The following is a 23,140-nucleotide window of genomic DNA, read 5'->3' as shown; positions in this document are numbered from 1 at the left end:
CCTGCAGGTGTATCGGGGACGACGAAGCCCGGCGCAGCGGCGCCTACAGTCAGCGCACGCGGCGATGCACCGACTGCGGCGTGAGATACGCCCTGAGCCCCTCCAGCCCGTACTCAACCCCGAGACCGGAATCGTGCCGACCACCGAAGGGCGCGTAGTGGTTCGAGGCGAACATGTTCACACCGACCGAGCCGGTGTCCATGCGTCGCGCCACACGGAACGCGGCATCCTCATCTCCGCCGAAGACGATCCCACCGAGGCCGAACGACGTGTTGTTGGCGATGTCGACGGCGGCGTCCACTGACGGCGCGCGGAGCAGAGTGATGACGGGTCCGAAGATCTCCTCGCGGGCGATGGTCATGTCGGGCGTGACGTCGGCGAACACGGTCGGGGCGACGAACGCGCCACCCCGCAGCGGTTCGGGCACCTCTCCGCCGACCGTCGCCCTGGCGCCCTCTGCCACACCCGCGCGGATATACCCGAGCACCCGATCACGCTGCGCGAACGTCGCGACAGGGCCGAACACGGTCGCGGGATCCAGCGGGTCTCCGACGGGCGCTGCGGCAACCGTCGCCGAAACCATGTCGACCAGTTCGTCATACCGATCGGGAGTGGTGACCAGGCGGGTCGATATGTAGCAGGTCTGCCCGGTATTGCGCATGCTGCTGCGCAGAAGCACCGCCGACATGGCATCCAAATCAGCATCCGGCAGCACGATCGCCGTCGACTTACCGCCGAGCTCGAGGGTCACCGGACGCAGCAGCTCGCCGCACGCAGCAGCGATGCGACGCCCGACCGGTGTCGACCCCGTGAAAGCCACTTTGTCGATGCCAGGATGGCGCACGAGCAGTTCGCCCGTCGCACCATCGCCGGTCACGAGGTTGATGACCCCCGCGGGAACACCGGCCTCCTCCGCGGCGTCGAGGAGGAACCGCGCAGAAAGGGGCGTCGGGCCTGCGGGCTTAATCACGACGGTGCATCCGGCGACGAGCGCGGGTGCGAGCTTGATCACGACGAGGTTGATCGGGAAGTTCCACGGCGCGATGAGCGCACACACGCCGATGGGGTCCTGCGCGACGACAGTCTCGTTGCGTCGATCCGGAAAGGCGCGCACGTCGCCCGCTTCGAGTTGCCCGGCCAGGCTTGCGAACACTCGCAGGATGGATGCCGCATTCGCCGCTGCGCCAGCAGTCTCGGCCACCGGCGATCCATTCTCCAGCGTGTTGGTGAGGCTGAGCACATCGGCTCTGTTCTCGATCGCATCCGCCATGCGGCGCAACAGCTCGGCACGATCGGAGGGAGCCCGCGCCGCCCACTGGGGATAGGCAGCGCGAGCTGCGGCGACTGCCGCGTCGATATCGGACGCATCAGCATCCGGTACCGAGCCCCAACGCTCCCCTGTGGCTGGGTCCACAACCGGGGAGTTCACGCCACCGGATGCCTTCGTCTCGACGCCGCCGATGCGGTGTCCAGAGACGTGTGTGTAAGGCAATCCAGCGGCAGCTTCGTCGTGGCGATGACGCATCGCCACCACGAAATCGGCATCGAGCATCGTCATGACAATTGCTCGATCTTCAAAAGCACTTCGGCGCGCATGAGCTCGGCCTCGGCCATGCGCACTGCGGCGTCGGTGAGCAGCTCGGGCACGATCTCTACGCGCAGTCGTGCACAGTACGCGGCGGGCGTGATGCCGAACCACGACGAAGCGAGCGCGATTCCGGTGGGAGTGAACCGCCAGAGTCGATCGGCGTCGCGCACGAGACTGTCCTCGATGGAGTGCGACACCTGGCGGGTGTCGTGACCGTCGATGATCGCGGTCACGCGTTCGATAAAGGCCTCGTCGTACCCCAGCGGCGGCAGCACCTCGCGGGCGATGTCGCAGCCGTGCCGCTCATGTTCGTATCGAACATCCGCCCGACGCCAGTCACCGGAGAATCCCTCGGAGATGATGCGGTCCTGGTCGACGCGCGACCAACCCGTGTCATGCAGCACAATGGCGACTCTGACGACCAGGGCGTCCGCCTCGGGGTGCGAGGCGCACAAGCGCTCGGCGAAAGCGAACGAGATGGGCAGATGGATGTCGTTCTGTCGCGAGCGCGACTCGGCGACGATGGCACGCCACAGCGGGTCGAGGTCGTCGTTCGCAGACGCGGCGGCGATGGGGCTGGTGTCTACGGGGACAGCGGTGGAAAGTGTCATGGTGACTCCGATATCAGGCGTTCACTGCGTCGGGCAGGACGATGGCGGATTTCAGGGATGTGCTGACGTCGGCCGCGGCGGCGGGTGAGATCGTCCCACCCTTGATGAGGGCCGACTTGATCGCCAGGAACTCCGCCGGGTGGTTCACGACGTCGGCGGCGATCAATCGCCCTTCGCGGTAGTACAGCACCGCGAACTTCTCGGTGTCGGGATCGCCGCGCACCACGACGCTGTCGTAGCCGGTCGACAGCCCCGCGATCTGCAGCTTCAGATCGCCCTGGTCCGACCAGAACCACGGCACCGAGCGGTACTCCGCAGGTTCACCGAGAAGGGAAGCAGCCGCGATCTTCGCCTGCTCGAGTGCGTTGTTGACGCTCTCCAGCCGGATGCTGCCGCCCATGCCGAGCGGGTAGGGATTGGGCATCATGGTGCAGTCGCCTGCCGAAACCGTCAGACCATCGGATGCCCGGGCCGCCGCATCCACGACGATGCCACCCTCGACGTCCAGGCCCAGTTGCTCGGCAAGCTCCGTGCGCGGGATCACGCCGACGCCGATCAGAACGAGGTCGGCGGCAATGACGGTGCCGTCCTCGAGCTCGACTCCGGTTACCGATCCCTGGGCACCAGCCACGCGGGCATCGCCGCCGATGATGCGCGCGATGCGCGCATCCAGGACGACCTGCACTCCGCGGCGCCGATGCGCGCCCAGATAGAAGGCGCTGGTCTCCTCCGCGACGACGCGTCCGACTAGGCGAGGTGCGGCTTCGAGCACCGTGACGTTCTTGCCGAGCCCTCGGGCGACAGCCGCGGTTTCCAGGCCGATGAAACCGCCACCGATCACGACGACATTCTTTGCCGACGCGTCGGCGAGCGCGGGCTGCAGGCTGATCGCATGATCCGCGTCGCGCAGGTAGTGCACGCCGTGATAGTCAGTGCCTTCTAAGGGCAGACGACGAGCGGATGCTCCGGTCGTCAGCGCCAGACGATCGAAGGCGATGCGGCGACCACCTTCGGTCACCGCGGTGCCCGTACCGTCGGCGGTGCGGTGCACCGTGACGACCCGGTCGCCGGTCACGAGTTCGATATCGCGGTCGGCGAACCATTCCCGGGTGCGCAGGATCACGTCATCCGGCTGCAGCTCGCCCTTGATCCAGCCTTTGGACAGTGGCGGTCGCTGATAGGGACGGTGCGCTTCCTCGCCGATGAGGATGATCGGGGAGGTGTCCCCGCGTTCGCGCATGACCGATGCGATCTGCACGCCAGCCTGGCAGGCTCCGACGATGAGTGTCACGTTCATGGTGTGCTCCGAATCAGATCTGGTCGCTCGGTGTGGTGACGTGGTATTCGCAGCCGTCCTGCAGCTTGATCTGGCAGGACAGACGAGACTCGTCCCGGCGATCGACGGCAGTGCCATCGAGCATCTCGTCCTCGAGATCACCCGGCCCGCCAACAAGATCGCGGGTTTCTTCGGCCACGAAGACATGACAGGTCGCACAGGAGAGACTTCCCCCGCATTCCCCGACGATGCCTGGCACGCCGTTGCGAACAGCGGTCTCCATGACCGAGTCACCTGGGCGGCCGTCGATCGCGGTGACGATGCCATCGTCGGCGGTGTAGATGACGGTGCTCATGATTGGTCTCCTTCGATCAGATAAGGGTGGTCAGATGAACTGGCGTCCGCCGTCGACGACGATGGTCTGCCCGGTGACGAATGCGCTGGCGGGTGAGGCGAGGTACAGCACGGTCCCGACGATGTCCTCGGGAGAGATCGGCCTGCGGATCGCCCCGCGGTCGACACCGTATTCGGCCGCGTTCTCGATCAGTGCAGTACTGGCCTCGGTGAGAGTGAACCCGGGCGCGACGGTGTTGACCGTAATGTCGCGAGCGCCGAGTTCCTTGGCGAGCACTCGGGTGAGGCCGATGACACCGGCCTTGGATGCCACGTAGTGTGCCCACTGCGCCGAGCCACTGAAGACGGTGGCCGATGAGATGTTGATCACCCGGCCGCCACTGACGAGGTGCGGCGACATGGCGCGGGCCACTTGCCACGGACCTTTGAGATTCACTGCCATCACCCGGTCCCACTCGTCCTCGTCAATGTCCTCGAACGGCGAGCGCGTGACCGCGCCGTAGATGGCGGCGTTGTTGATCAGCACGTCGACGGATCCCCCAACGGCTATCGCCGCGGCGGCTAGGGCATCCGTCGACGCACGGTCGGTGACGTCCACGTGCACCGCGAGTGCAGGGACGGCGGCTGTGGACGAGATCTCGGCAGCGGTTCTGGATGCGGCATCCGCGTCAATGTCGGCGAGGATCACTCGATCGCCTAGTGCGGCGAAGGCTCGCGCGAACTGCGCTCCGAGGCCGCCGCCGGCGCCTGTGACGACGACGGTGCGGGCATTCGATGTACCGGTCATGTCAGCTCCTGGCCCGTTCAGTCATCCAGCAGCGTGACGGTGCCGGAGTTTCCGTCGACACGCAGCCGCTGGCCGGTCTTGATCTTCACGGATGCGGTGCCCGTGCCCGTGACGGCAGGCATCCCGTACTCTCGGCAGACGATGGCAGCGTGGCTCATCATGCCGCCAATGTCGGTCACGGTTGCGCGGATCTTGCCGAAGATCGGCCCCCAACTGGGAGCGGTGACGGGAGCGACGAGAATCTCGCCGTCCTGCACCTCGGAGAGCTGGTCTGCGGAGCCGATGACGCGCGCGGGGCCCTCGGCGATGCCGGGAGAGGCCGCCATGCCCTTCAGCGTGCCTTCGGGGACGTCACTCTTGCCCAGCCAGTTCTGGATCTGGTCGTCGGTGATCCCCCAGAGCATGAGAGTGAAGGGCTCGGTGATGACCGCTGGCGGCGTGTTAAGGGCAGGCTGCGGGCGTGCGGTCGAGAGTGCGTCCACGATGCCGCGGCGACGTTCGATCTCCGCCGGCCAGCGTGAGGGGCCGATCGCGGGAGCACCGACCATCCAGCCGTTGACATAGTCGAACAGCACCTCGCGCACCTCGTCGCGGCGCAGGTAGAACATGTCGTTCGGCTCGGCCCAGAAACCGGCCTCATGCAGCACGTTCGAGAGCTGCCGGGCCTTGCGCCAAAAGACGCCCATGGTCCAGTGCTCGATGTAGAAGTTGTGGTTCTCCACGTAGGGATAGACGACGCGCGCCAGTCCGAGCTTGCCATGGAAGGCAGCCAGCTCGTCACCGGAGAGCATTTCGGCGTACTCGCCGGTGATGCGGTCGCGCTCTGCGACGAGCACGTCCACGTTCCGGTCGATGTCGGCGCCGGTCTGCAGTCGATCGATGTAGCCCTTGATGAACGCCAGCGGGATCGCCGGTACATCACGCCAGTACTGGTCGTGTGCGTAGAAGCCGTTGCCTGTTGTGAAGTTGAACCACGGGTCCTGTGCGTCGTTCCACGCCTGCATCCAGGCGGCACCGGAAGCATGTGCGGTGACCGCTGCCAGTGTAGCCTCGGCGTCCGGTGCGTCTGAGAAGAGGTCGCTCAGGCCGTCGCGTACGGCGATCTTGGCGAGCTTTTTCAGCTCGTCATCCGGGCGGAACAGGTCCATGTCGACGCCCTGCACCATCGTCGCGATGGCCAGGTCGGGAATCCGCGGGAACAACTCCTTGCAGAACATGAACAGGTCGAGGTAGGCGACGTAGCCGAGGTTGAGGAACTCGAAGTGGTACTGCCAGGCACGGTAGGCCAACGAGATGAGGCGGTCGTAGTTCTCCAGGAACTCCGTGGCAGGGCTCGTACCCTTACCTGCCAGCACGTCCTCGATCGGGATGACATCCGGCAGTCCGGTGAAGTCGAGTGCCTCGATCTCATCGATCGTGGATCGGAGCTTCTTGTGCCAGTTTTCGAGCAGGCTGTCCCAATTCTCGAAGTAGTGCCCGGCGCGCTTCATGAATTCCGGAACACGCGCCTCGATGTGCTGCGGGTCAACCGCCACCGGCGACATGAAGACGTAGCCGTTGTGGATGCGATACTCGATGCCGTTCGCGGTGGGGATGAGCAGCTGACGAGCGTTGTACTGGCCGAGGCAGCCGACGGCGAACTCGAATCCGATCGTCTCGAAGGGCTTGGTCACTGTCGGCCAGTGCTGGCTGTCACAGAACCAGAACTTGTTCTCCTCCACTTCACGGAGGTTGTCCTGGAACACGAGGTTGTAGGCGTAGAGGTCCTTCCACCCCTCGGCGCCAGCAGGCGGCTCCTGCTCATAGGGGCTGGGGAAGGAATTGCGTGCGGTGGTGGTGGTGGTGTCTACAGCGGTCGACTCTGACATGACTGCGTCCTTTCGGGGACTGCGGGATCTTCGGAAACTTCGGGTAAGCGGCTCAGCGGCCGATCTGGGTCATCAAGGACTGGGTGATACTGGCGATTCCGAAGCCGGAACTCGTCGGCGCGCGATCTGGCTGTTTCGTTGACCACACCGTTTCAGGGCGGGACTGCAGCAGTAGCAGGTTCTCACCGGCGGGCAGTGTGCGATCGATCGCCCACTCGATGTCTTGGGGTGAGCCGAAGTGCTTCTCCGCGCGCTTCGCGATCGCCGCAACGGCGGTAACCTCTTCGTCAGTGAGACAGCGGATGCTGCGGCGCTCTGCCTCCACCTCGCGTTCGACGACGCCGCGGGATGCGGCATCCGGAACGATCTCCATGTGCTTCTCACCGATCTGCTCCTCGGAGATCGTCAGAAGCACCTTGTCGATGTGCAGGTTGTCGGGGGTGACAGTGCCGGAAACCACGGATTCGCCCAGGCCCCAGGCCGCATCGATGACGATGGTGGAGCGGTCACCGTTGGAGGGGTCGATGGTCATGGCGACTCCTGCCGCTTTCGCGTCGACCATCTTCTGCACCGCGACCGCCATGGACAGACCCTCGTCCGGGATCTCATTGCGCAGGCGGTAAACGATGGCACGCGAGGTATAGAGCGAGGCCCAGCACTGGCGCACATGCTCGGCGACAGCATCCCGACCCCGCAGCCACAGGTAGGTGTCCTGCTGTCCGGCGAAACTCGCATCCGGCAGGTCCTCAGCCGTGGCAGACGAGCGCACTGCCACTGGCTGCTCCTCGGTGAAGCGTTGCTGCAGTGCGGCGTAAGCGCGATCGAACTCGGCGACGATGGCATCCGGAATCTCACGGGTGGAGAATTCGGCGCGGATCTTCTCCGACACGGCGTCGACCTCGGATACGTCGTCGGCGTTGAGGCCCTCAAGCAGATGATCGATCTCATCGGCGAGGCCGGTGAGTTCCACGAAGGAGGTATATGCAGCGGTGGTCACGGCGAAGCCGGGAGGAACCGGCATCCCCGCCGATGTGAGGTTCACCAGCGATGCACACTTGCCACCGAGGTCTTCGATCGTCGTCGCACCTGCCGTGTCAAAGAAGCGGATGAAGAGGTAGTCGTTCATGTCAGGCCTCCCAGGTGACAGGTACGGAGAGCGGCACGCGGAACGAGAGGTTCTCACGGAAGTCGATGTCGGCGTCCTCGGCCAGTTGCAGGCCTGGGACGGCGGAGATGGTCTCTTCCAGGGCGATCTTCGCTTGGAGTTTGGCGAGCATGTTGCCGAGGCAGTAGTGGATGCCGAAACCGAAGGACAGGTGGTTGCGGGCGTCGCTGCGGCCGATGTCGAAAGCGTCGGGGTTTTCGAAGACCTCGGCGTCGCGGTTGGCGGAGCCCATGACCAGCAGGATGTTCGCGCCCTTCGGGATCGCCACACCGCCGATCTCGGTGTCGGCCAGCGCACGGCGGCGCCAGGCGACGATCGAGCCGCTAAAACGGAGCACCTCGTCGACCGCACTGGGGATGCGGCTGGGGTCGTCGACGAGGTGCTCCCACTGCTCGCGATGCGTCAGCAACACGCGGATGCAGTTCGCGATCAGGGTCGTGGTGGTCTCGTGCCCTGCGAACAGCAGGCTGTAGCAAAGCGAGGCAATCTCGTGATCGGTGATCTCCGCTCCACCGTCCTGCGCCGTGACGAGGTCGGCGATCAGGCTGTCGCCTCCGGCGGCATGGGCCTCGGTGACCAGCGCGGTGCACTCCTGCCAGTACTCGACGAGGTTGTGTGCGTGCGGGATCTGATCCTCGTCGTCAAGGTTTCCCCACGTCATCGCGGCCCGGGAATCCGACCAGCGCTTGTAGGTGGGGACGAGCGAAGGGTCGACGCCGAGCAGAGTGAGAATCGTGATGGTCGGGATGTCATAGGCGACCTGGGCGAAGAAGTCGCCGGTGCGGTCGGGGTTCGCGAGCATTCCCTGGAGCGCGGCACGGGTGTTCTCACGGATCGTGGGCTCAAGCGCCTTGAAGCGGCGCGGGGTGAACGCACGCTGTGCGATGGCGCGAATGCGGGTGTGTTCCGGAGGCATGCGAGCGGATAGTCCGGAGTAGGCGGTGAAGCCGCCATCCTTCATGATCTGCGTGGCCTGCGGGCCACGCTCACGGACCGGTGCCTGCGCGTTCTCACTGGAGAAGATCTCCCAGTTCTCGAACGTCGACTTCACATCGGCGTAGCGGGTGACGACCCAGCAGTCGATGCTCTCGTCGTACATGACGGGCTCGTTGCGACGCAGTTCGGCGTAGGACGGGAACGGGTTCTTCATATCGAACGGCTCATAGCCATGGCGATCGTGGGCGGCCTCAGCCTGAGCGGCTGCGCTGTGATCGACGGGGCAGCCGGCTGCGGCTGCGGCTCGGGCTTCGGTTGGCGAGAGTGCCATGACGACTCCTTCGTGTCAGCACCTGATGCATTGGGATTCCGACGACCTTCCATGATGTGCAGGTGGGCCGCCGGAACTAGTGTTCATCTAACGCTTCGGATCAGGCTTTCGGGTGGTCGACTTCCGTCCAGTGGAAGCGGCTTGTTGAAGTGTCTGCAACGGGAAGCCGCCGACACTCGCTTCGAGGCGTCGCGCGATCCCCCTCATCGCCGGAAGATGACGCTCAATCGATGACGCGGCATCTGTCGTGGTGACCACCCCTAGGGCAGCGCCGACCACCCCCAACTGGAACACCGGCACAGCGATCGATGTCGCGCCGAGCCGGGCTTCGTTGACCGTCGTGGCGAAGCTCTGCGAGCGCACCATTGCCAACTCAGCGCGCAGAGCATCCGGATCGACGTGCGTCAGCGCTGTGCGTCTTTCGAGTGGTTGCGTGATGATCGCCTCGCGCACCCATGGCTCCTCGAATGCGAGCAGCACCTTGCCGACTGCGGTCGCATGCAACGGCAGTCGACCACCGACGCGCGTCGCCTGCGGTACGCGCCTGGTGCCGTATACGCGGTCAATGTACAGCGCCTCGGCGTTCTCTCTGACCGCGATGTGCACCATCTCCTGAGTGAGGGTGAAGAGGTCCTGCAGCAGAGGCCGGGCGATCTCGCGCACCTGACGTCCTGCGTGCTGGCCGAGTTCCCACAGCCGCAGCCCGATTTGATAGCGACCGTTGTCGTCCCTTTGCAGGGCGCCCCATACTTCCAGTTCGGCGACCAGGCGGTGGGTCGTACTCAACGGCAATCCGGTCTCGGCACTGATCTCAGTCAGGCTTCGCGGTGCGAGCGATCGCTCGAAGAGCGCCAGAATCGTGAGCACTCGCCCTGTAACGCTCTGCCCTGGCTCGGCCGCACGTTCAGCCATCGGCCACCTCCTCGTGACGAACCGCTTCCGGTGAGTGGAAGTGTACGCCGCTCGAGCCGCCAGCCACAGCCCTTCTAATACGGGACGGGCGGGGTCGTGTCGGCGGGGCGGGCGGGGCGGGCGGGGGTTAGGGGGCGCCGAAGGCTTGCGCCGTCTTGATCGGGGCGGCCTCGGCAGACGCGAAGAAGGCCAGCACCTCGGCCGCGCGGTCCTTGTCGGAGGATGCCGTGGCCACCGCCCCGCCGAATACCGTATCGATCGCGCAGTCGGGGGGCATCACACCGAGGATGCGCACACCAGGCTGGCCGACGAGTTCGCTGAGCTGCTGGAAGCCGAGGTCGACATCGCCGTCGGCGAGCGAGCGCGCCACCGGGATACCCGGGCGCGCCTGCACGAGCCGATCACCGATCTCCTCGGTCATACCCCACGCCTCGATCATGCGAACGAGGGCCGTGCCGCTGGGGCCGGTCGAGTACCCGATCCGCTTCGCCGCGCGCAGCGCCTCACGCAGCCCCGCGGCGTCGTCGAACGCGGCGCCATCTGGTCGCGCGGCAGGCTCGGACGAACCGGATGCCACGGCCACCGCCACTTGCGACAGCATGAGCGGCACGACGGTTGCGGCATCCACGTGTCCCGAATCGGCGAGCTTCCCCAATGCCCCCGAAGCCAGGAACACGAGGTCGAACTGCTCACCTGCGGCCACCCGCTCGGCAGCATCCACACCCCCGACTGACTCGACCTCGACGAGCGGCAGCCCCGCATCGACTGCCACGGCCGCCAGATCGGCGAGCACATGCCGGGTCGCCATCGAGGAGATCGCCTTCACGCGGCGTCCTCAAACGTTTCAGCATCCACCTCGGCGGCAGGACCCGGCGCATAGCGCGGACCCGAAACAGTGGAAGTGGAAATCAGTTCACCCGCGCGCGCCAGCAGCGCGGCATCCACCGTCAGCGAAACCGCGGCGAAGTCCTCGCCCACATGGTCGATGCTGGTCGTCCCGGGAATCGGCACGACGTGCTCGCCGCGAGAGAGCAGCCAGGCGAGCGCGAGCTGCGCGGGCGTAGCACCAGCCTCTGCGGCGAGCGCACGCCAGGCCGGCAGCAATGCAGCATTCGCTGCCCAGTTCGACGGTTGAAACCGTGGCATCGCGCGACGAATATCCTTCTCCGCCAACGCAGAAGGGTCCCCGACCGAATCGCTGAGGAATCCGCGCGCCACCGGCGAGAACGCGACCAGCGCGATACCCGCTTCCTGCGTAGCCGAAAGCATCCCGAGTTCTGGGTTGCGACTCCACAGCGAGTACTCGTTTTGCACGGCGGCGATGGGGGCGACCGCCTGCGCCGCGCGCAGCGTCGCGACCGACACTTCGCTCAGCCCGATCGCACCAATCTTCCCCGCCTCGACAGCCGAGGCCAAAGCGCCCACGCTCTCGGCGATCGGCACGCTCTTGTCCCACCGGTGCAGGTAGTACAGATCGATATGGTCCACGCCCAACCGGGAGAGCGAAGCATCCACCTGGGCGCGCAGCGTGGCAGGACGACCGTCGATCACCTTGCCTTCGGGAGTCATCGCCATGCCGCCCTTGCTCGCCAGCACGACCTCATCGCGCCGCCCACGCAGCGCGCGCCCGACAAGTTCTTCGTTACTGCCTGCGCCATACAGCGTCGCGGTGTCAAGGTGCGTCACACCGCCGTCGAGCGCTGCCCGCAGCAGTGCGAGCCCGTCCTCAGCAGACGGTGGGATGCCGTAGGCGTGGCTCAGGTTCATGCATCCGAGCCCCATGCGGGGAAGCGCCTGCGGCCCACCCGAAGACACAGTCACGCGAGCTGCTCCTCCAGCTGACCGAGCACCCGGTAGCAGTCGATGACCTGACGAAGCGAGGAGTTCGGCTCGCGCCCTTCACAGATCGCGGAGATGAACTCGCGGTCCTGCAGCTCGATGCCATTCATGCTGACGGCGACGTTCGACACGTCGATCTGCTCTTCCTTGCCGTTGAAGAGGTCGTCGTAGCGGGCGATATACGTGTCCGTGTCGCCGATGTAGCGGAAGAACGTGCCGAACGGGCCGTCGTTGTTGAACGACAGCGACAGCGTGCAGATCGCGCCGGATTCGCTCTTGAGCTGAATCGACATGTCCATGGCGATGCCGAGCTCCGGATGGATCGGGCCCTGAATCGCATTCGCCTGCACGATCTTGCCCGCCTGGTAGGCGAACAGATCGACCGTGTGCGCTGCGTGGTGCCACAGCAGGTGATCGGTCCACGAGCGCGCTTCGCCCTTGGCGTTCGTATTGCTACGGCGGAAGAAGTACGTCTGCACGTCCATCTGCTGCACATTGAACTCGCCCGCGGTGATCTGGTTGTGCACGAGCTGGTGCGAGGGGTTGAACCGTCGCGTGTGCCCCACCATCGCCACCAGATTGGATGCTTCGACCGCTTCGGCTGCCGCGAGCGTCGCCTCGGCATCTGCCAGCGAATCGGCGAGGGGAATCTCCACCTGCACGTGCTTGCCCGCGGCGAGCACCGCCTGCGTCTGAGCGGCGTGCATGCCGGTCGGCGTCGCGAGAATGACGGCATCGACGTCGTCGCGCTCGAGCACGGCGTCGAGGCCGACGACCGCCGTCGGCACGCCGTATTTGTCGGCGACGGCCTGCGTCTTCTCCAGCTGCGTGCCGCTGACGACAGTCACCTCGGCGTCGTCGATGTTCGCCAGAGCGTCGAGGTGCTTCATGCCGAAGGCGCCGGTGGCGCCGACGACGGCTACGCGGATCTTGTCAGTCATGCACTACTCCTTGTGGGCAGACGGGTTGGTCAGCACCATGTGTCCGACCGCCGTGTTCGACGCGGGCACATGGTAGAACCGGTGGTTCAGCTCAGGAGCATCCCCACCGAACTGATCATCCATCGCACCACGTGCGATGAGCCAGTCGACGAGCTCGATGCCCTCGGAACCCGCCTCGTCGACGTACTCCATGTGCTGCCATTCGGTCAGGCCCAGCGGGTCCTCGATGAGGTGGTCGAGGAACGCGTTGTCCCACTCCTCGTTGATGAGCCCGGCGCGCGGGCCCTGCAACTGGTGGCTCATGCCACCGGTGCCCCAGATCTGCACGTTGAGCTCTTCGCCATCCCACTTGTCCAGCGCGCGGCGAAGCGCACGCCCGAGCTCGTAGCAACGGCGACCAGACGGCACCGGATACTGCACGACGTTGACCGCCAGCGGAATGACCCTGACCGGCCACTCGTCGACCTCGCCGAACACGAGCGACAGCGGCACCGTGAGTCCGTGATCGACGACCATCTCATTCACGAGCGTGAGGTCGAAATCGTCCTGGATCACCGACTGGGCGATGTGCGCGGCAAGCTCCGGATAGCCCTTCACATCAGGCACCGGGCGGGGCCCATAGCCCTCATCGGCAACCGGATAGTCGGCGCCGGTGCCGAGCACGAACGTGGGGATGATTGACGCATCGAATGCGGTGGCATGGTCGTTGTAGACGAGGATGACGACGTCAGGCTTCTGGTCCTTCACCCACTTGCGGGTCCACTGGTAGCCGTCGAACACCTTCTTCCAGTACGGCTCCTCGGTCTTACCGAGATCCATCGCGGCACCGATCGCTGGCACGTGCGAGGTGAACAGTGCCGAGGTGTATTTCGCCGGAGCATCCGGTCGGAAGGTGTTCGCTTTCTCACCGGGCTCCGGAGGCGTCCATCCATCGAGATCCTTGAGACGGTTGCCCTCGGGCCTGCGTCCACCGCCGACCATCATGTCGCGGTAGGCCGCTTCCGACATCCCGGTCATGGATCCGGCCATCTGCTGGAAGCTCAGACCGTGCGTGGCGCCGATCTTGCTCAGGAAGTAGATGTTCCCGCCTTCGGCGATCATGGTGTTCATGTCCATGTCGAGCACGGCCTGCCGCTGCACCGGGTTGAGCGGCCATTCGTCGAGATAGGCTGCACGGTCGGCCAGGTACCGCTCGCGGTTCTCCGGCTTCATCAGCGACATCGAGAACTGGTTGAGGTGGTAACCCTTACGGGCCTGATCGGCGTCGTAGATCGTGGTGCCGGGGACGTCTTTGTACGGCTTATCGAGTGCCATTTCATACTCCTTCGGTCTTGAGAGATTCGTGCCAGTAGAGGCGGCGCGGGTTATCCACCAGCAGCTTTCGCTGCAGGTCTGGCGTCGTCGCGATCTGAGGGATGTAATCGACCAGCAGTCCGTCATCGGGCATGTGGTTCTTCAGGTTGGGGTGGGGCCAGTCTGTTCCCCACAGCACGCGATCGGGGAACTCCTCGACCACGCGACGCGCGAACGGCACGACGTCAGTGTAGGCGTGCTGTTCGCCATCAAGTGCACGCGGACCCGTGACGCTGAGTCGCTCGGGGCATGACACCTTGGTCCACACGTTCGGGTTCTCGCGCATGAACCTCAGGAACAGTTCGAACTCCGGACCGTTCGGGTCTTTGGTGACGTCGGGCCGACCCATGTGGTCGACGACGAGATCTGCCTGGATGCCTGAGAAGAAGTCGTACAGCTCGGGCAGGTCTTCGGCTTCGAAGTAGATGACCACGTGCCATCCGAGCGGGGCGATCTTCTGGACGATCTCCTCGAGTGAGTCGGTCGGCACCCGGTCGACGAGACGCTTGACGAAATTGAATCGGACTCCGCGGACGCCGGCCTCATGCAGCTCGGCGAGCTGCTCGTCGGTGACGTCGCGGCGGACTGTCGCGACGCCGCGCGCTCGCCCCTCGCTGCGACGCAGCGCATCGACGAGAGCGCTGTTGTCGGCGCCGTGACAGGTCGCCTGCACGATGACGTTGCGGTCGAAACCGAGGCGGTCACGCAGGGCGAACAACTGCGCGGCCGAGGCATCGCACGGGGTGTACTTGCGCTCGGGAGCGTACGGGAACTCGGCGCCGGGCCCGAAGACGTGACAGTGCGCGTCGACTGCCCCTTCGGGGAGCACGAACGTCGGCTTCGTAGGGCCGTCGTACCAGTCCAACCAGCCTTCACTCTTGGTGAAGTCACCCGTGGTGTCACCGTGCGCCATCGTCAGTCCTCCACATATTCCAGGCCGGCCGCAGCCAGCGGCTCGCGCATTGCGTAGATGTCGAGCCCGAGCACGCCCTCGCGGAACTTCTGACGCTTGGCCTCTTCGTTGTCCTCGCGCTTCTGGCTGGCATCCGCCACCGCACCGACCAGCTCGCGCGGCACGACCACAACACCGTCGACGTCGGCGACGACCACGTCACCCGGATTGACGAGCGCATTCGCAGCCACGACCGGCACATTCACCGAGCCGAGCGTCGCCTTCACTGTGCCCTTGGAGTTGATCGCACGAGAGAAGACCGGGAAGCCCATCTTCTCCAGGTCGGCGACGTCGCGGACTCCGCCGTCGATGACCAGGCCCTTGCAGCCACGGGCAGTCAGCGAGGTGGCGAGCAGATCGCCGAAGAAGCCGTCTTCACTCTCGGTGGTGCAGCCGGCGACGATGATGTCGCCCTCCTGCACCTGCTCAGCGGCGACGTGGAACATCCAGTTGTCACCCGGCTGCAGCAGAACCGTGACGGCAGGACCGCACAGCTTCGCGCCGTTCCAGATGGGGCGGATGTAGGGGCGCATGAGGCCGACGCGGCCCATGGCCTCGTGGATGGTCGCGACGCCGAACTTCGCCAGGCGCGCCACGTCGTCGGGGTCGGGGCGCTCGATGTTCGTGCGGACGATGCCGAGGTTGTTCAGTCGCATTTCTCTTCTTCCAGATTCACAGACCGCGCGCGGTCAGGGCGCGGTCAAGTCGTGGGTAGACACGGCGGGCGTTGCCCTCGAAGACCTGCTGACGCTGCGCATCGGTGAGGTTCGAGGTCGCGTCGACATACTTCTTGGTGTCATCGAAGTAGTGACCGGAGCGCGGGTCGATGTCGCGGACGGCACCGATCATCTCGCTGGCGAACAGGATGTTGTCAGTCGGAATAACCTCGGTCAGCAGGTTGATGCCCGGCTGGTGATACACGCAAGTGTCGAAGTAGACGTTGTTCAGCAGGTGCTCTTCGATCTCGGGCTTTCCCAGCGCCATCGCAAGCCCGCGGAAGCGACCCCAGTGGTAGGGCACCGCGCCGCCACCGTGCGGGATGACGAGCTTGAGGTCGGGGAAGTCCGTGAACAGGTCACCCTTGAGCAACTGCATGAACGCGGTCGTGTCAGCGCCAAGGTAGTGGTCGCCGGTGGTGTGAAAAACGTCGGGTCGACAGGTGGTGCTCACGTGCACCATGGCCGGAATCTCGTACTCGACGAGCTTCTCGTAGATCGGGTACCAGGAGCGGTCGGTGAGCGCCGGGGCGCTCCACTTTCCACCGGAGGGATCGGGGTTGAGGTTCACGGTGACGGCGCCGAGTTCTTCGACGGCACGAGTCAGTTCGTCGATGGTGGTCGCCGGATCCGCGCCGGGCGACTGCGGGAGCATCGCGCCCATCAGGAAACGGTTCGGATACAGCTCGCTGACACGCGCGACGAGGTCGTTGCAGATTCGGGCCCAGGTCTTGCTCACCTCAAGGTCGCCGATGTGGTGTGCCATGAAAGAGGCGCGCGGGCTGAAAACGGTCACGTCGCTGCCGCGCTCATTCATGAGCTTGAGCTGGTTAGCTTCGATCGTCTCGCGGATGTCGTCGTCACTGATGTGCAGCGTCGCGGGATCCGGTGCTTCTCCACCTGCCTTAGTGAAGGCGATCTGCAGGTCACGCCACGCGCCCAGCTGTGCGGGTGCGGTCGTGTAGTGGCCGTGAATGTCGATGATCAACGCGTGTCGTCCTTGTCACTCGGATGCTGTCACTCGGATGCTGTTGGTCCCGACTCTAAGTCGGGCACTGAACATAGTCCAATAGATATAGAAGCCAATGGCCATAGATACAATCGATAGATGTCACTCGCGGATCTGAACCAGCTGCGCACCTTCGTCGTGCTCTACGAGCTGCGCAGCGTCACGGCCGCCGCCGAGCGCCTGCATGTGACTCAGCCGACGGTCAGTTACACACTGCGCAAGCTCCGCGACCGCTTCGGCGACGACCTTTTCCGCCGCGAGGGGCACGACATGGTCCCGACCGCGAAGGCCACAGCCCTGTTCGGTCCGCTGCACGAAGCACTGGCGCAGATCGACGAGACCGTCAGCGATCCGGACGCCTTCGAACCCGCCGGATTCAGCGGCGAGCTGGCGCTCGGCCTCACCTCGATCGGCGAGCAGACCTTCCTGCCGCCGATCATGGCCGCGCTCGCCCGCGAGGCATCTGGCCCGCACCTGCAGGTGGAGCGCTTGGACTCGGACCAGGTCGAGGACGGCCTCATCCGCGGCACGATCGACTTGGCGATGACGGTGTCGATGATCGGCAGCCCGCGGCTGTGGCGTACGCACGTGCGGGCAGTGGAGTACGTCGCACTGTCGTCGGCAGAGCATCCGCTTCCCGAGACCGGCCCGGAGATGTTCGGCGGGCGCCACTTCGTGCGCGTCTCGGCCCGCGGTGGGCACGTCTTCCCGCTGCAGGTGCTGACCGAACACGGGCTCATGCCGCAGGTGTCGTTGACCGTGGAGGAGTATTCGACCGTGCCGGCCGTGCTCCAGGCGACCGATCTCGTCGTCCTACTGCCGCGACACGTCGCCGAGGTGTTCAGCGGATGGTTCGGCGGACTGCAGATCGCCGATCTGCCGTGGCCTGCCCAGAGCACCCCGGTATCGCTGTACACGCGGCGCGAGGCGAGCCTGTCGCCGGCTCAGAAATGGTTCCGTTCCGTGGTGCGCGATGCCGTGACGACGGACGAGTACCGGCGGGGCTGACGCCCTGCCCCGCCGTCCGGCCCGTCTATGTGGCGCTAACCTGCGCTTTTCCGCGGCGAACCGGAGGTTCGCGCCATATAGCGGGGCTGGGGGCTGTCGCTGGGGTCAGCGGTAGTCCTCCGCGATCATCCATCGATCGCGTACTCGGAACGCCGGGATCGTCTGCCGTTTCGCCTTGTTCGTCGCCGACGCTCCGCTGATGCCTGCAGCCCGCGCCCAATCGGCGAGCGTGACAACGCGACGGCTCGTGATCAGCGCGATGCGCTTGTGCATCGATTCGAGCATCAGCAGCACGAGCAGCCGGGTCATGCCGTCGTGGGAGTACTTCTTCGAGTACTCCTCGAGCTGCGGGTAATAGTCGGCATGCCGATTGCGCGCACGCACGATCACCGGAGGCATCCCGATGTCCTGCAGTTGCTTGTTGATCAGCACGCGCCCGATGCGGCCATTGCCATCGACGAATGGATGGATGACCTCGAACTCGCAGTGAAACCATGCGATGCGCTCCAGTGGCGGCATCGACTCGTCCTCCTGGAATCGGGCGACGGCGTCCGCGACCAGCTCGGGCACGAACGCGGGGTTGGCGCCGAGGTGACCACCGACACGCACCCACTCTTCCGCCCGACGGAACCTCCCGGCGACATCGTCGCGGATGCCCGCCAGCAGCATCCCGTGCCAACGCAGAATCACGTCGCTGGTGAACGGTTCGCCGCCGGACAGCAGATCTTCCGTGACGGCCGCCAGGTTCTTCGCCTCGTACACCTCGCGAAGTTGGTGGCGCGCTGCGGGCATATATCCGTCGAGGATCCGCTCGGTGTCATCCAACGTGAGCGTGGAGTTCTCGATGGCGTTCGACTGCTGCACAGACTCTGCCAGCTCGACGAGCGCGATCTCGGCCAGCGCCTCAGGGTGACGCGCGGCTGCGTGCCGATACTCGTCGGCGACAGCATCGATCCGCTCCCAGGTCACGCGGTTGATCACGCGAGCACCTCCTCAGTCAGGTTCAACTTATCGTGAATTGTGCCGTTAAGTCGATGCAATTCACGTAAAGTTGACGGAACTCAGGTGCGGTTCTTCTTGTTCCAGCTGGCCTTGGCCGGCGCGAACGGGCTCCGCACATGGATTGACCAGTTCGAGTGCGGGTGGATCGAGAGGATCGCCTTCTCGTACCAGGCGCGCGCTTCGTCGGAGAGCTCTGCGACGACGGCATCCTTGTCGGCATCGTCCTCCGGCCGGGGGCGCAGTGCCTTCCACACCAACTGCACCTCGGGGGCGCCGGTCGGGATGCCGTCGATATCGAGCACCGCGCGATCCCACGGCAGCTGCAGCCGGGGGTCGCGCTTGTAGACCCATGCGCGCGGGGCGCCGTCTTCGACGTTGATCTGGAGGATCCAGACGCCCTCCGCGTCGTCACGGACGAGCACTGGCTGCAGGTCGGCGTCGGCCGGAGCATCCGCGAACGGGATCATGTCATCGCCCTCGTCTGCGGGCGCCCAGGCGCTGAGACCCTCGGGCAGGATCGCCACCAGCCCGGCGAGATCCGCGGCGATGACGCTGACATCAATGTTCGGCCGCGGACGAATATCGCGCCCGAGCCAACGGTCAAGCGCGGCTCCGCCAGACAGCCACCAGCGCACGGATGCCGCGGACAGCAGCTCGGCGGCCGCCTGAGGATCGAGCGGTGCCCATGCAGTCGCGGAAGCGGATACAGAGGTGGGCATGTGTCGAGGCTACCGCTGAAGCATCGCCCAGAGTCCGCGAAAGAGCGCATCCACCTCGGTCGAATCAAGGTGCCCGGTCAGCTCGCGCTGCACCTCGATCACGAGCGGCACGAGACGCGCACGCTCCGCCTCGCCGTGCGCGGTGAGCGTCACGACATTCCGGCGCGCATCGCCTTCGGCCCGTCGGCGGGCGATCAGTCCTGCCCTCTCCATCCTTCGCACGAGATCGGTGATCGTGGAACGGTCGAGGTCGACCTCGTCGCACAGCTCGCGCTGACTCGCCTCGCCGAGCCGGTCCAGCACCGCGAGGATGCTGTACTGCGCGCTCGTAATCTCGGCCGAGGCCACGCGCGCCCACGTCGCCAGGTGCAGCTGCTGCGCACGACGGATGAGGTTTCCGACGTGTCGCTGCGGTTCGGGGAGGTCGGCCATGGTCATCACGGCATCCATCCTCTCAGCCGGCTCCAGCTTGCGACGCGCCATCAGGTTGTAAAGAGGTGGCCAATCGAGACCACTTGAACACCATCGGGACGCGCATACGACGCGTTGCCGGCGGTGAGAACGACTTTGGCTTTCAACTCCGATGCTCGCTGCGATGACACCTTGGCTGCGAGGGCGTGAAGACTACGGGCCGCCGTATCGATCGCTTTCGCACCGCCGAGCTTTACCTCGAACGCAGCCCATGTTCCGTCCCGCAGCTCGAGGATCGCATCGACCTCCAGCCCAGTCTCATCCCGATAGTGGAACAGATCACCCCCCAGCGCCTCGGCGTACACCCGAAGGTCGCGCACGCACAGGGATTCGAAGAAGAAACCAAATGTCTCGAGGTCCGCCAGCAACCTCTGCGGCGATGCCCCGAGGACAGCGGCGGCGAGTGATGGATCGGCGAAGTGCCACACTGGCTGAACGCGAAGGCGAACCTTTGACCGGAGGTGCGGGGCCCACGCAGGAAGCTCCTCCACGACGAAAACCCGCGTCAACGCATCGATGTGACGGCGCGCCGTCTGCGCGGATGTCGCCGCCGCATCCGGCCCGATCTCGGCTTCGCGCGCGAGCTTTGCCAGAGGGATCTCAGTCGCGATGTTCCGTGCAAGCGCCCGGATAAGGGCACGCATCCGAACCGGGTCTACCCGCACGCCCATCTCCGGCAGGTCCACTCGGGAGATGTCGTCCAGATAGCTCGTGAGATAGTCCGTCGCAGAGCGCTGAGGCGCATCGACGAGCGAGGGCCATCCACCTCGCACGATCAGTTGCGCATACTCCTCGACCGTCGGTCCACCGAACGCACCCGCTGGTTCACCGACGAGGATGCTTCGCAGGTTCACCGTGCGCGTGCTCTCCCCACTCTCAGCCAGCGCCATCGGCCGCAACCGAACTCTGCGAAAGCGGCCAGCGCCGCTATGTCGCGTCTGATCGTCCGCAGGAGTAGCGGATCCGGTGAGGATGAACTGCCCAGGCAGGCCGCGATGGTCGACTTCGTGGCGCACAGCGTTCCACAGCGTGGGCGCGAGCTGCCACTCATCAAGAAGCCGCGGAACCGCACCCGAAAGAACGGCGCCGGGCGCAACCTCAGCGAGGTCGGCGACCTGTGGCGAAGAATCCAATCGGACGGAACTCGCGGAATGACGCAGGCCCGTCGTCGTCTTACCCACCGCGCGGGGCCCTTCTATGATGAGCGCACCAAAACTGGCGAGAGCATCGCGAACGATCACGTCAGCGACTCGTTCACGATAAGTGGTCATATAACGAGACTATCGCTTCTGCGAACTTTTCACTATGACTTCTGCGATCGTCAAGCTATCGCTTCTGCGAAGCTTTCAATATCCTCCCTGCGATCATTCAGATATCGATTGCGCGATTGATCTGGGCAGCAGGAAGCCTGCGAAGAAGTCCCGCAGCTCCTCGCGGGCCGTCAGCGGAAGCACGTGCGCGACGTACTGGTCCGGACGCACCACGACGATCGCGCCTTCCGCTGCGATCCCGCGACTCACGAAGATGTCGTCCTTCGCGTCGGCGGCCCAGGTCTTCTCCCAGTCCTGCAGCCCCAGCGGTCCCGACTGCGGAAGAAGAATCGACGGCAACGCGGTGACGTCGATGTCGTGGTGCGATCCGCGGAAGATCGCGTGCACGTCGATGACGCTGTCGATGTCGGCATCCGCAGCGGTGAACGTCCGCACCGGCGAGTCCTCGCCCTCGGTCAACCACGACGCGAACTGGCTCAGCGCGACACCGCCTTCGTCGCCGAAGGCGTAGATGCGCCAGCGTCCGTCCGCGAGGTGCGTGTGGCCGAGCTGCATCGGCCGGGCATCCGCCACGCGGCGCACCGGTGCCGAGTGGAAGCGGGCGCCGACCTCGAACCCGCTCGCGATCCCCTGGTGGTCGGATGCACCGGTGAGAGTCGATGGCGTGTAGGTCGTCGCGAGCCCCGCGGTGTAACGACCTTGACGCGCGAACTCGGCCTGCATGTCGGCGGGCGAGACGCCGCCGCGCTCCGGATGCTCGTGATCGAGCGCCGGCTGAGCGATGTAAGCCGACCAGTACTTGTCGAACGCGATGAGATCGACGGCAATCGCCCGGCGCTCCTCGGAGTACGTGCGCAGCAGCGTGGCCTCCGAGCGTCCCTGCAGAACGGCCGCGAGCTTCCAACCGAGGTTGAAGGCATCCTGCATTGACACGTTCATACCCTGACCGGCCTTGGCACTGTGGGTATGGCAGGCGTCTCCTGCGACGAAGACGTGCGGAGCAGCATCGGCCGGGGCATCCGCGGTCAGGTCGTCGAAGCGGTCGGCGACGCGCTGGCCGACCTCGTAGACGCTCGACCAGGCGACCTGGTGCACATCAATCGAGTACGGGTGCAGGATCTCATTCGCGACGACGCGGAGCTCCTCGGCCGTCTTCTTGCGGATCTCGCCGTCTCCGGCGGACACCTCGCCGAGGTCGACGTAGCAGCGCACCATGTTGCCACCCTCGCGGGGAATCATCAGCAGGCTTCCCTTGCCAGCCGACTGCACGACATTCTTCGTGCGCCAGTCCGGGAAGTCAGTGGTGGCAAGCACGTCCATGACTCCCCAGGCATGGTTGGCGGCATCGCCCTTGAGTTGGATGCCGAGCGCGCGGCGCACGTTGCTGCGCGCGCCGTCACCACCGACGACGTACTTCGCGCGGACGGTGAACTCAGTACCATCGGCTCGGCGGAGGCGTGCTGCGACGGGATGCTCGGACTCCTCCATCTCGAATCCGATGAACTCGATGCCGTAGTCAGCCTGAAGCCTGCTCGGCGAATTCGCCGCGTGCTCGAGGAGGTACTGCTGCATGCGCGCCTGATTCACGATCACGTGCGGGAACTCGCTGAGACCCTCGGGGGTGTCCTCGACCCAGCCGGTGCGGGCGATCTTCGAGCGGTCGCCCTCGGACGGACCCCAGAAGCGCACTTCATTGACCCAGTACGCCTCGCGAACGAGAGCATCGGCGAGACCGAAAGCCTGGAACATCTCGACCGTGCGGCAGGCGACGCCGTCGGCGTGGCCGACTTGAAGCGGCTCCTCGCGGCGCTCGATGATGCGCGTGGTGATGTCGGAGAACTCGGCCAGCTGGGCGGCGAGCACGGTTCCGGCGGGTCCGGTACCGACGATGAGGACATCGACCTTCTCCGGGAACTCCGCGCTGCGTCCGAGCGCCTGCGGCGATGCCGGGCGGATGTCCGGGTCACCTGGACGGTATCCGTCGCGATAGAACTGCATCAGATCTCCTTTGATCACATCCGGGCTGAGCCG

General features: G+C 65.3%; 22 protein-coding genes. 1 reads left to right on the top strand and 21 read right to left on the bottom strand.

Annotated elements, in window-relative coordinates; translation table 11 throughout:
- Nucleotides 1–49 precede the first annotated feature (49 nt).
- From ACSU1G_RS25430 to ACSU1G_RS25355, 16 genes are all read right to left on the bottom strand, one after another.
- Entirely contained in the window at nucleotides 50–1,558 is a 1,509-nt protein-coding gene (locus ACSU1G_RS25430) for an aldehyde dehydrogenase family protein (RefSeq protein WP_439282878.1), read from the bottom strand.
- Nucleotides 1,555–2,199, bottom strand: a complete 645-nt coding sequence (locus ACSU1G_RS25425; RefSeq protein WP_439282876.1) for an HD domain-containing protein — start codon at nucleotides 2,197–2,199, stop codon at nucleotides 1,555–1,557. Before ACSU1G_RS25425 ends, ACSU1G_RS25430 begins: the two co-directional genes overlap by 4 nt.
- Nucleotides 2,200–2,212: 13 nt before the next feature.
- The gene (locus ACSU1G_RS25420; protein ID WP_439282874.1) at nucleotides 2,213–3,496 is read right to left on the bottom strand and encodes an NAD(P)/FAD-dependent oxidoreductase; all 1,284 of its coding nucleotides are present in this window, start codon (nucleotides 3,494–3,496) and stop codon (nucleotides 2,213–2,215) included.
- A 13-nt stretch (nucleotides 3,497–3,509) separates the two neighbouring features.
- A complete protein-coding gene (locus ACSU1G_RS25415; RefSeq protein WP_439282872.1) occupies nucleotides 3,510–3,830 on the bottom strand; it encodes a 2Fe-2S iron-sulfur cluster-binding protein in 321 nt (106 codons plus the stop codon).
- A 30-nt stretch (nucleotides 3,831–3,860) separates the two neighbouring features.
- Nucleotides 3,861–4,616, bottom strand: coding sequence for an SDR family NAD(P)-dependent oxidoreductase (locus tag ACSU1G_RS25410; protein ID WP_439282870.1), 756 nt, complete (start codon nucleotides 4,614–4,616; stop codon nucleotides 3,861–3,863).
- 17 nt (nucleotides 4,617–4,633) lie between these two features.
- Nucleotides 4,634–6,484 (bottom strand): PEP-utilizing enzyme, encoded by a 1,851-nt coding sequence (locus ACSU1G_RS25405; protein WP_439282868.1) that lies wholly within the window; start codon nucleotides 6,482–6,484, stop codon nucleotides 4,634–4,636.
- Between the two features lie 52 nt (nucleotides 6,485–6,536).
- On the bottom strand, nucleotides 6,537–7,610 hold the full coding sequence (locus tag ACSU1G_RS25400) for a PEP/pyruvate-binding domain-containing protein (RefSeq protein WP_439282866.1): 1,074 nt from the start codon (nucleotides 7,608–7,610) through the stop codon (nucleotides 6,537–6,539).
- Nucleotide 7,611: 1 nt separating this feature from the next.
- Nucleotides 7,612–8,916: a cytochrome P450 gene (locus tag ACSU1G_RS25395; protein ID WP_439282864.1), complete on the bottom strand. Its 1,305-nt coding sequence runs from the start codon at nucleotides 8,914–8,916 to the stop codon at nucleotides 7,612–7,614.
- Nucleotides 8,917–9,003: 87 nt separating this feature from the next.
- Nucleotides 9,004–9,828 carry an IclR family transcriptional regulator gene (locus ACSU1G_RS25390; protein ID WP_439282862.1) on the bottom strand — a complete coding sequence of 275 codons (825 nt, stop codon included), beginning with the start codon at nucleotides 9,826–9,828 and terminating at the stop codon, nucleotides 9,004–9,006.
- A gap of 127 nt (nucleotides 9,829–9,955) precedes the next feature.
- On the bottom strand, nucleotides 9,956–10,654 hold the full coding sequence (locus tag ACSU1G_RS25385) for a substrate-binding domain-containing protein (RefSeq protein WP_439282860.1): 699 nt from the start codon (nucleotides 10,652–10,654) through the stop codon (nucleotides 9,956–9,958).
- On the bottom strand, nucleotides 10,651–11,610 hold the full coding sequence (locus ACSU1G_RS25380) for an aldo/keto reductase (RefSeq protein WP_439283125.1): 960 nt from the start codon (nucleotides 11,608–11,610) through the stop codon (nucleotides 10,651–10,653). Before ACSU1G_RS25380 ends, ACSU1G_RS25385 begins: the two co-directional genes overlap by 4 nt.
- 35 nt (nucleotides 11,611–11,645) lie before the next feature.
- The gene (locus ACSU1G_RS25375) at nucleotides 11,646–12,608 is read right to left on the bottom strand and encodes a Gfo/Idh/MocA family oxidoreductase (protein WP_439282858.1); all 963 of its coding nucleotides are present in this window, start codon (nucleotides 12,606–12,608) and stop codon (nucleotides 11,646–11,648) included.
- 3 nt (nucleotides 12,609–12,611) lie between these two features.
- Nucleotides 12,612–13,922 carry a protocatechuate 4,5-dioxygenase subunit alpha/beta gene (locus ACSU1G_RS25370; protein WP_439282856.1) on the bottom strand — a complete coding sequence of 437 codons (1,311 nt, stop codon included), beginning with the start codon at nucleotides 13,920–13,922 and terminating at the stop codon, nucleotides 12,612–12,614.
- Nucleotide 13,923: 1 nt separating this feature from the next.
- Entirely contained in the window at nucleotides 13,924–14,874 is a 951-nt protein-coding gene (locus tag ACSU1G_RS25365) for an amidohydrolase family protein (protein WP_439282854.1), read from the bottom strand.
- Nucleotides 14,875–14,876: 2 nt separating this feature from the next.
- The gene (ligK, locus tag ACSU1G_RS25360; protein ID WP_439282852.1) at nucleotides 14,877–15,569 is read right to left on the bottom strand and encodes a 4-carboxy-4-hydroxy-2-oxoadipate aldolase/oxaloacetate decarboxylase; all 693 of its coding nucleotides are present in this window, start codon (nucleotides 15,567–15,569) and stop codon (nucleotides 14,877–14,879) included.
- A gap of 16 nt (nucleotides 15,570–15,585) precedes the next feature.
- On the bottom strand, nucleotides 15,586–16,617 hold the full coding sequence (locus tag ACSU1G_RS25355) for an amidohydrolase family protein (protein ID WP_439282850.1): 1,032 nt from the start codon (nucleotides 16,615–16,617) through the stop codon (nucleotides 15,586–15,588).
- A 120-nt stretch (nucleotides 16,618–16,737) separates the two neighbouring features.
- Here ACSU1G_RS25355 and ACSU1G_RS25350 point away from each other — a divergent pair, with 120 nt between their 5' ends.
- Nucleotides 16,738–17,646, top strand: a complete 909-nt coding sequence (locus ACSU1G_RS25350; RefSeq protein WP_439282848.1) for a LysR family transcriptional regulator — start codon at nucleotides 16,738–16,740, stop codon at nucleotides 17,644–17,646.
- A 105-nt stretch (nucleotides 17,647–17,751) separates the two neighbouring features.
- Here the strand turns inward: ACSU1G_RS25350 and ACSU1G_RS25345 are convergent, their stop codons facing one another.
- The 5 genes from ACSU1G_RS25345 to ACSU1G_RS25325 all read right to left on the bottom strand — a co-directional run bounded on the left by ACSU1G_RS25345 (nucleotide 17,752) and on the right by ACSU1G_RS25325 (nucleotide 23,107).
- Nucleotides 17,752–18,627, bottom strand: coding sequence for a Fic family protein (locus ACSU1G_RS25345; protein ID WP_439282846.1), 876 nt, complete (start codon nucleotides 18,625–18,627; stop codon nucleotides 17,752–17,754).
- An 80-nt stretch (nucleotides 18,628–18,707) separates the two neighbouring features.
- The gene (locus ACSU1G_RS25340; protein WP_439282844.1) at nucleotides 18,708–19,367 is read right to left on the bottom strand and encodes a hypothetical protein; all 660 of its coding nucleotides are present in this window, start codon (nucleotides 19,365–19,367) and stop codon (nucleotides 18,708–18,710) included.
- Nucleotides 19,368–19,376: 9 nt separating this feature from the next.
- Nucleotides 19,377–19,805 (bottom strand): MarR family winged helix-turn-helix transcriptional regulator, encoded by a 429-nt coding sequence (locus ACSU1G_RS25335; protein WP_439282842.1) that lies wholly within the window; start codon nucleotides 19,803–19,805, stop codon nucleotides 19,377–19,379.
- Nucleotides 19,806–19,849: 44 nt separating this feature from the next.
- Complete coding sequence (locus ACSU1G_RS25330) at nucleotides 19,850–21,109, bottom strand: ATP-binding protein (protein WP_439282840.1); 1,260 nt, start codon at nucleotides 21,107–21,109, stop codon at nucleotides 19,850–19,852.
- A gap of 93 nt (nucleotides 21,110–21,202) precedes the next feature.
- A complete protein-coding gene (locus tag ACSU1G_RS25325) occupies nucleotides 21,203–23,107 on the bottom strand; it encodes an FAD-dependent monooxygenase (protein ID WP_439282838.1) in 1,905 nt (634 codons plus the stop codon).
- Nucleotides 23,108–23,140: the final 33 nt, after the last annotated feature.

The organism is Microbacterium sp. A93, from assembly GCF_051842835.1.
This window is presented reverse-complemented; position numbering and strand designations above follow the sequence as displayed.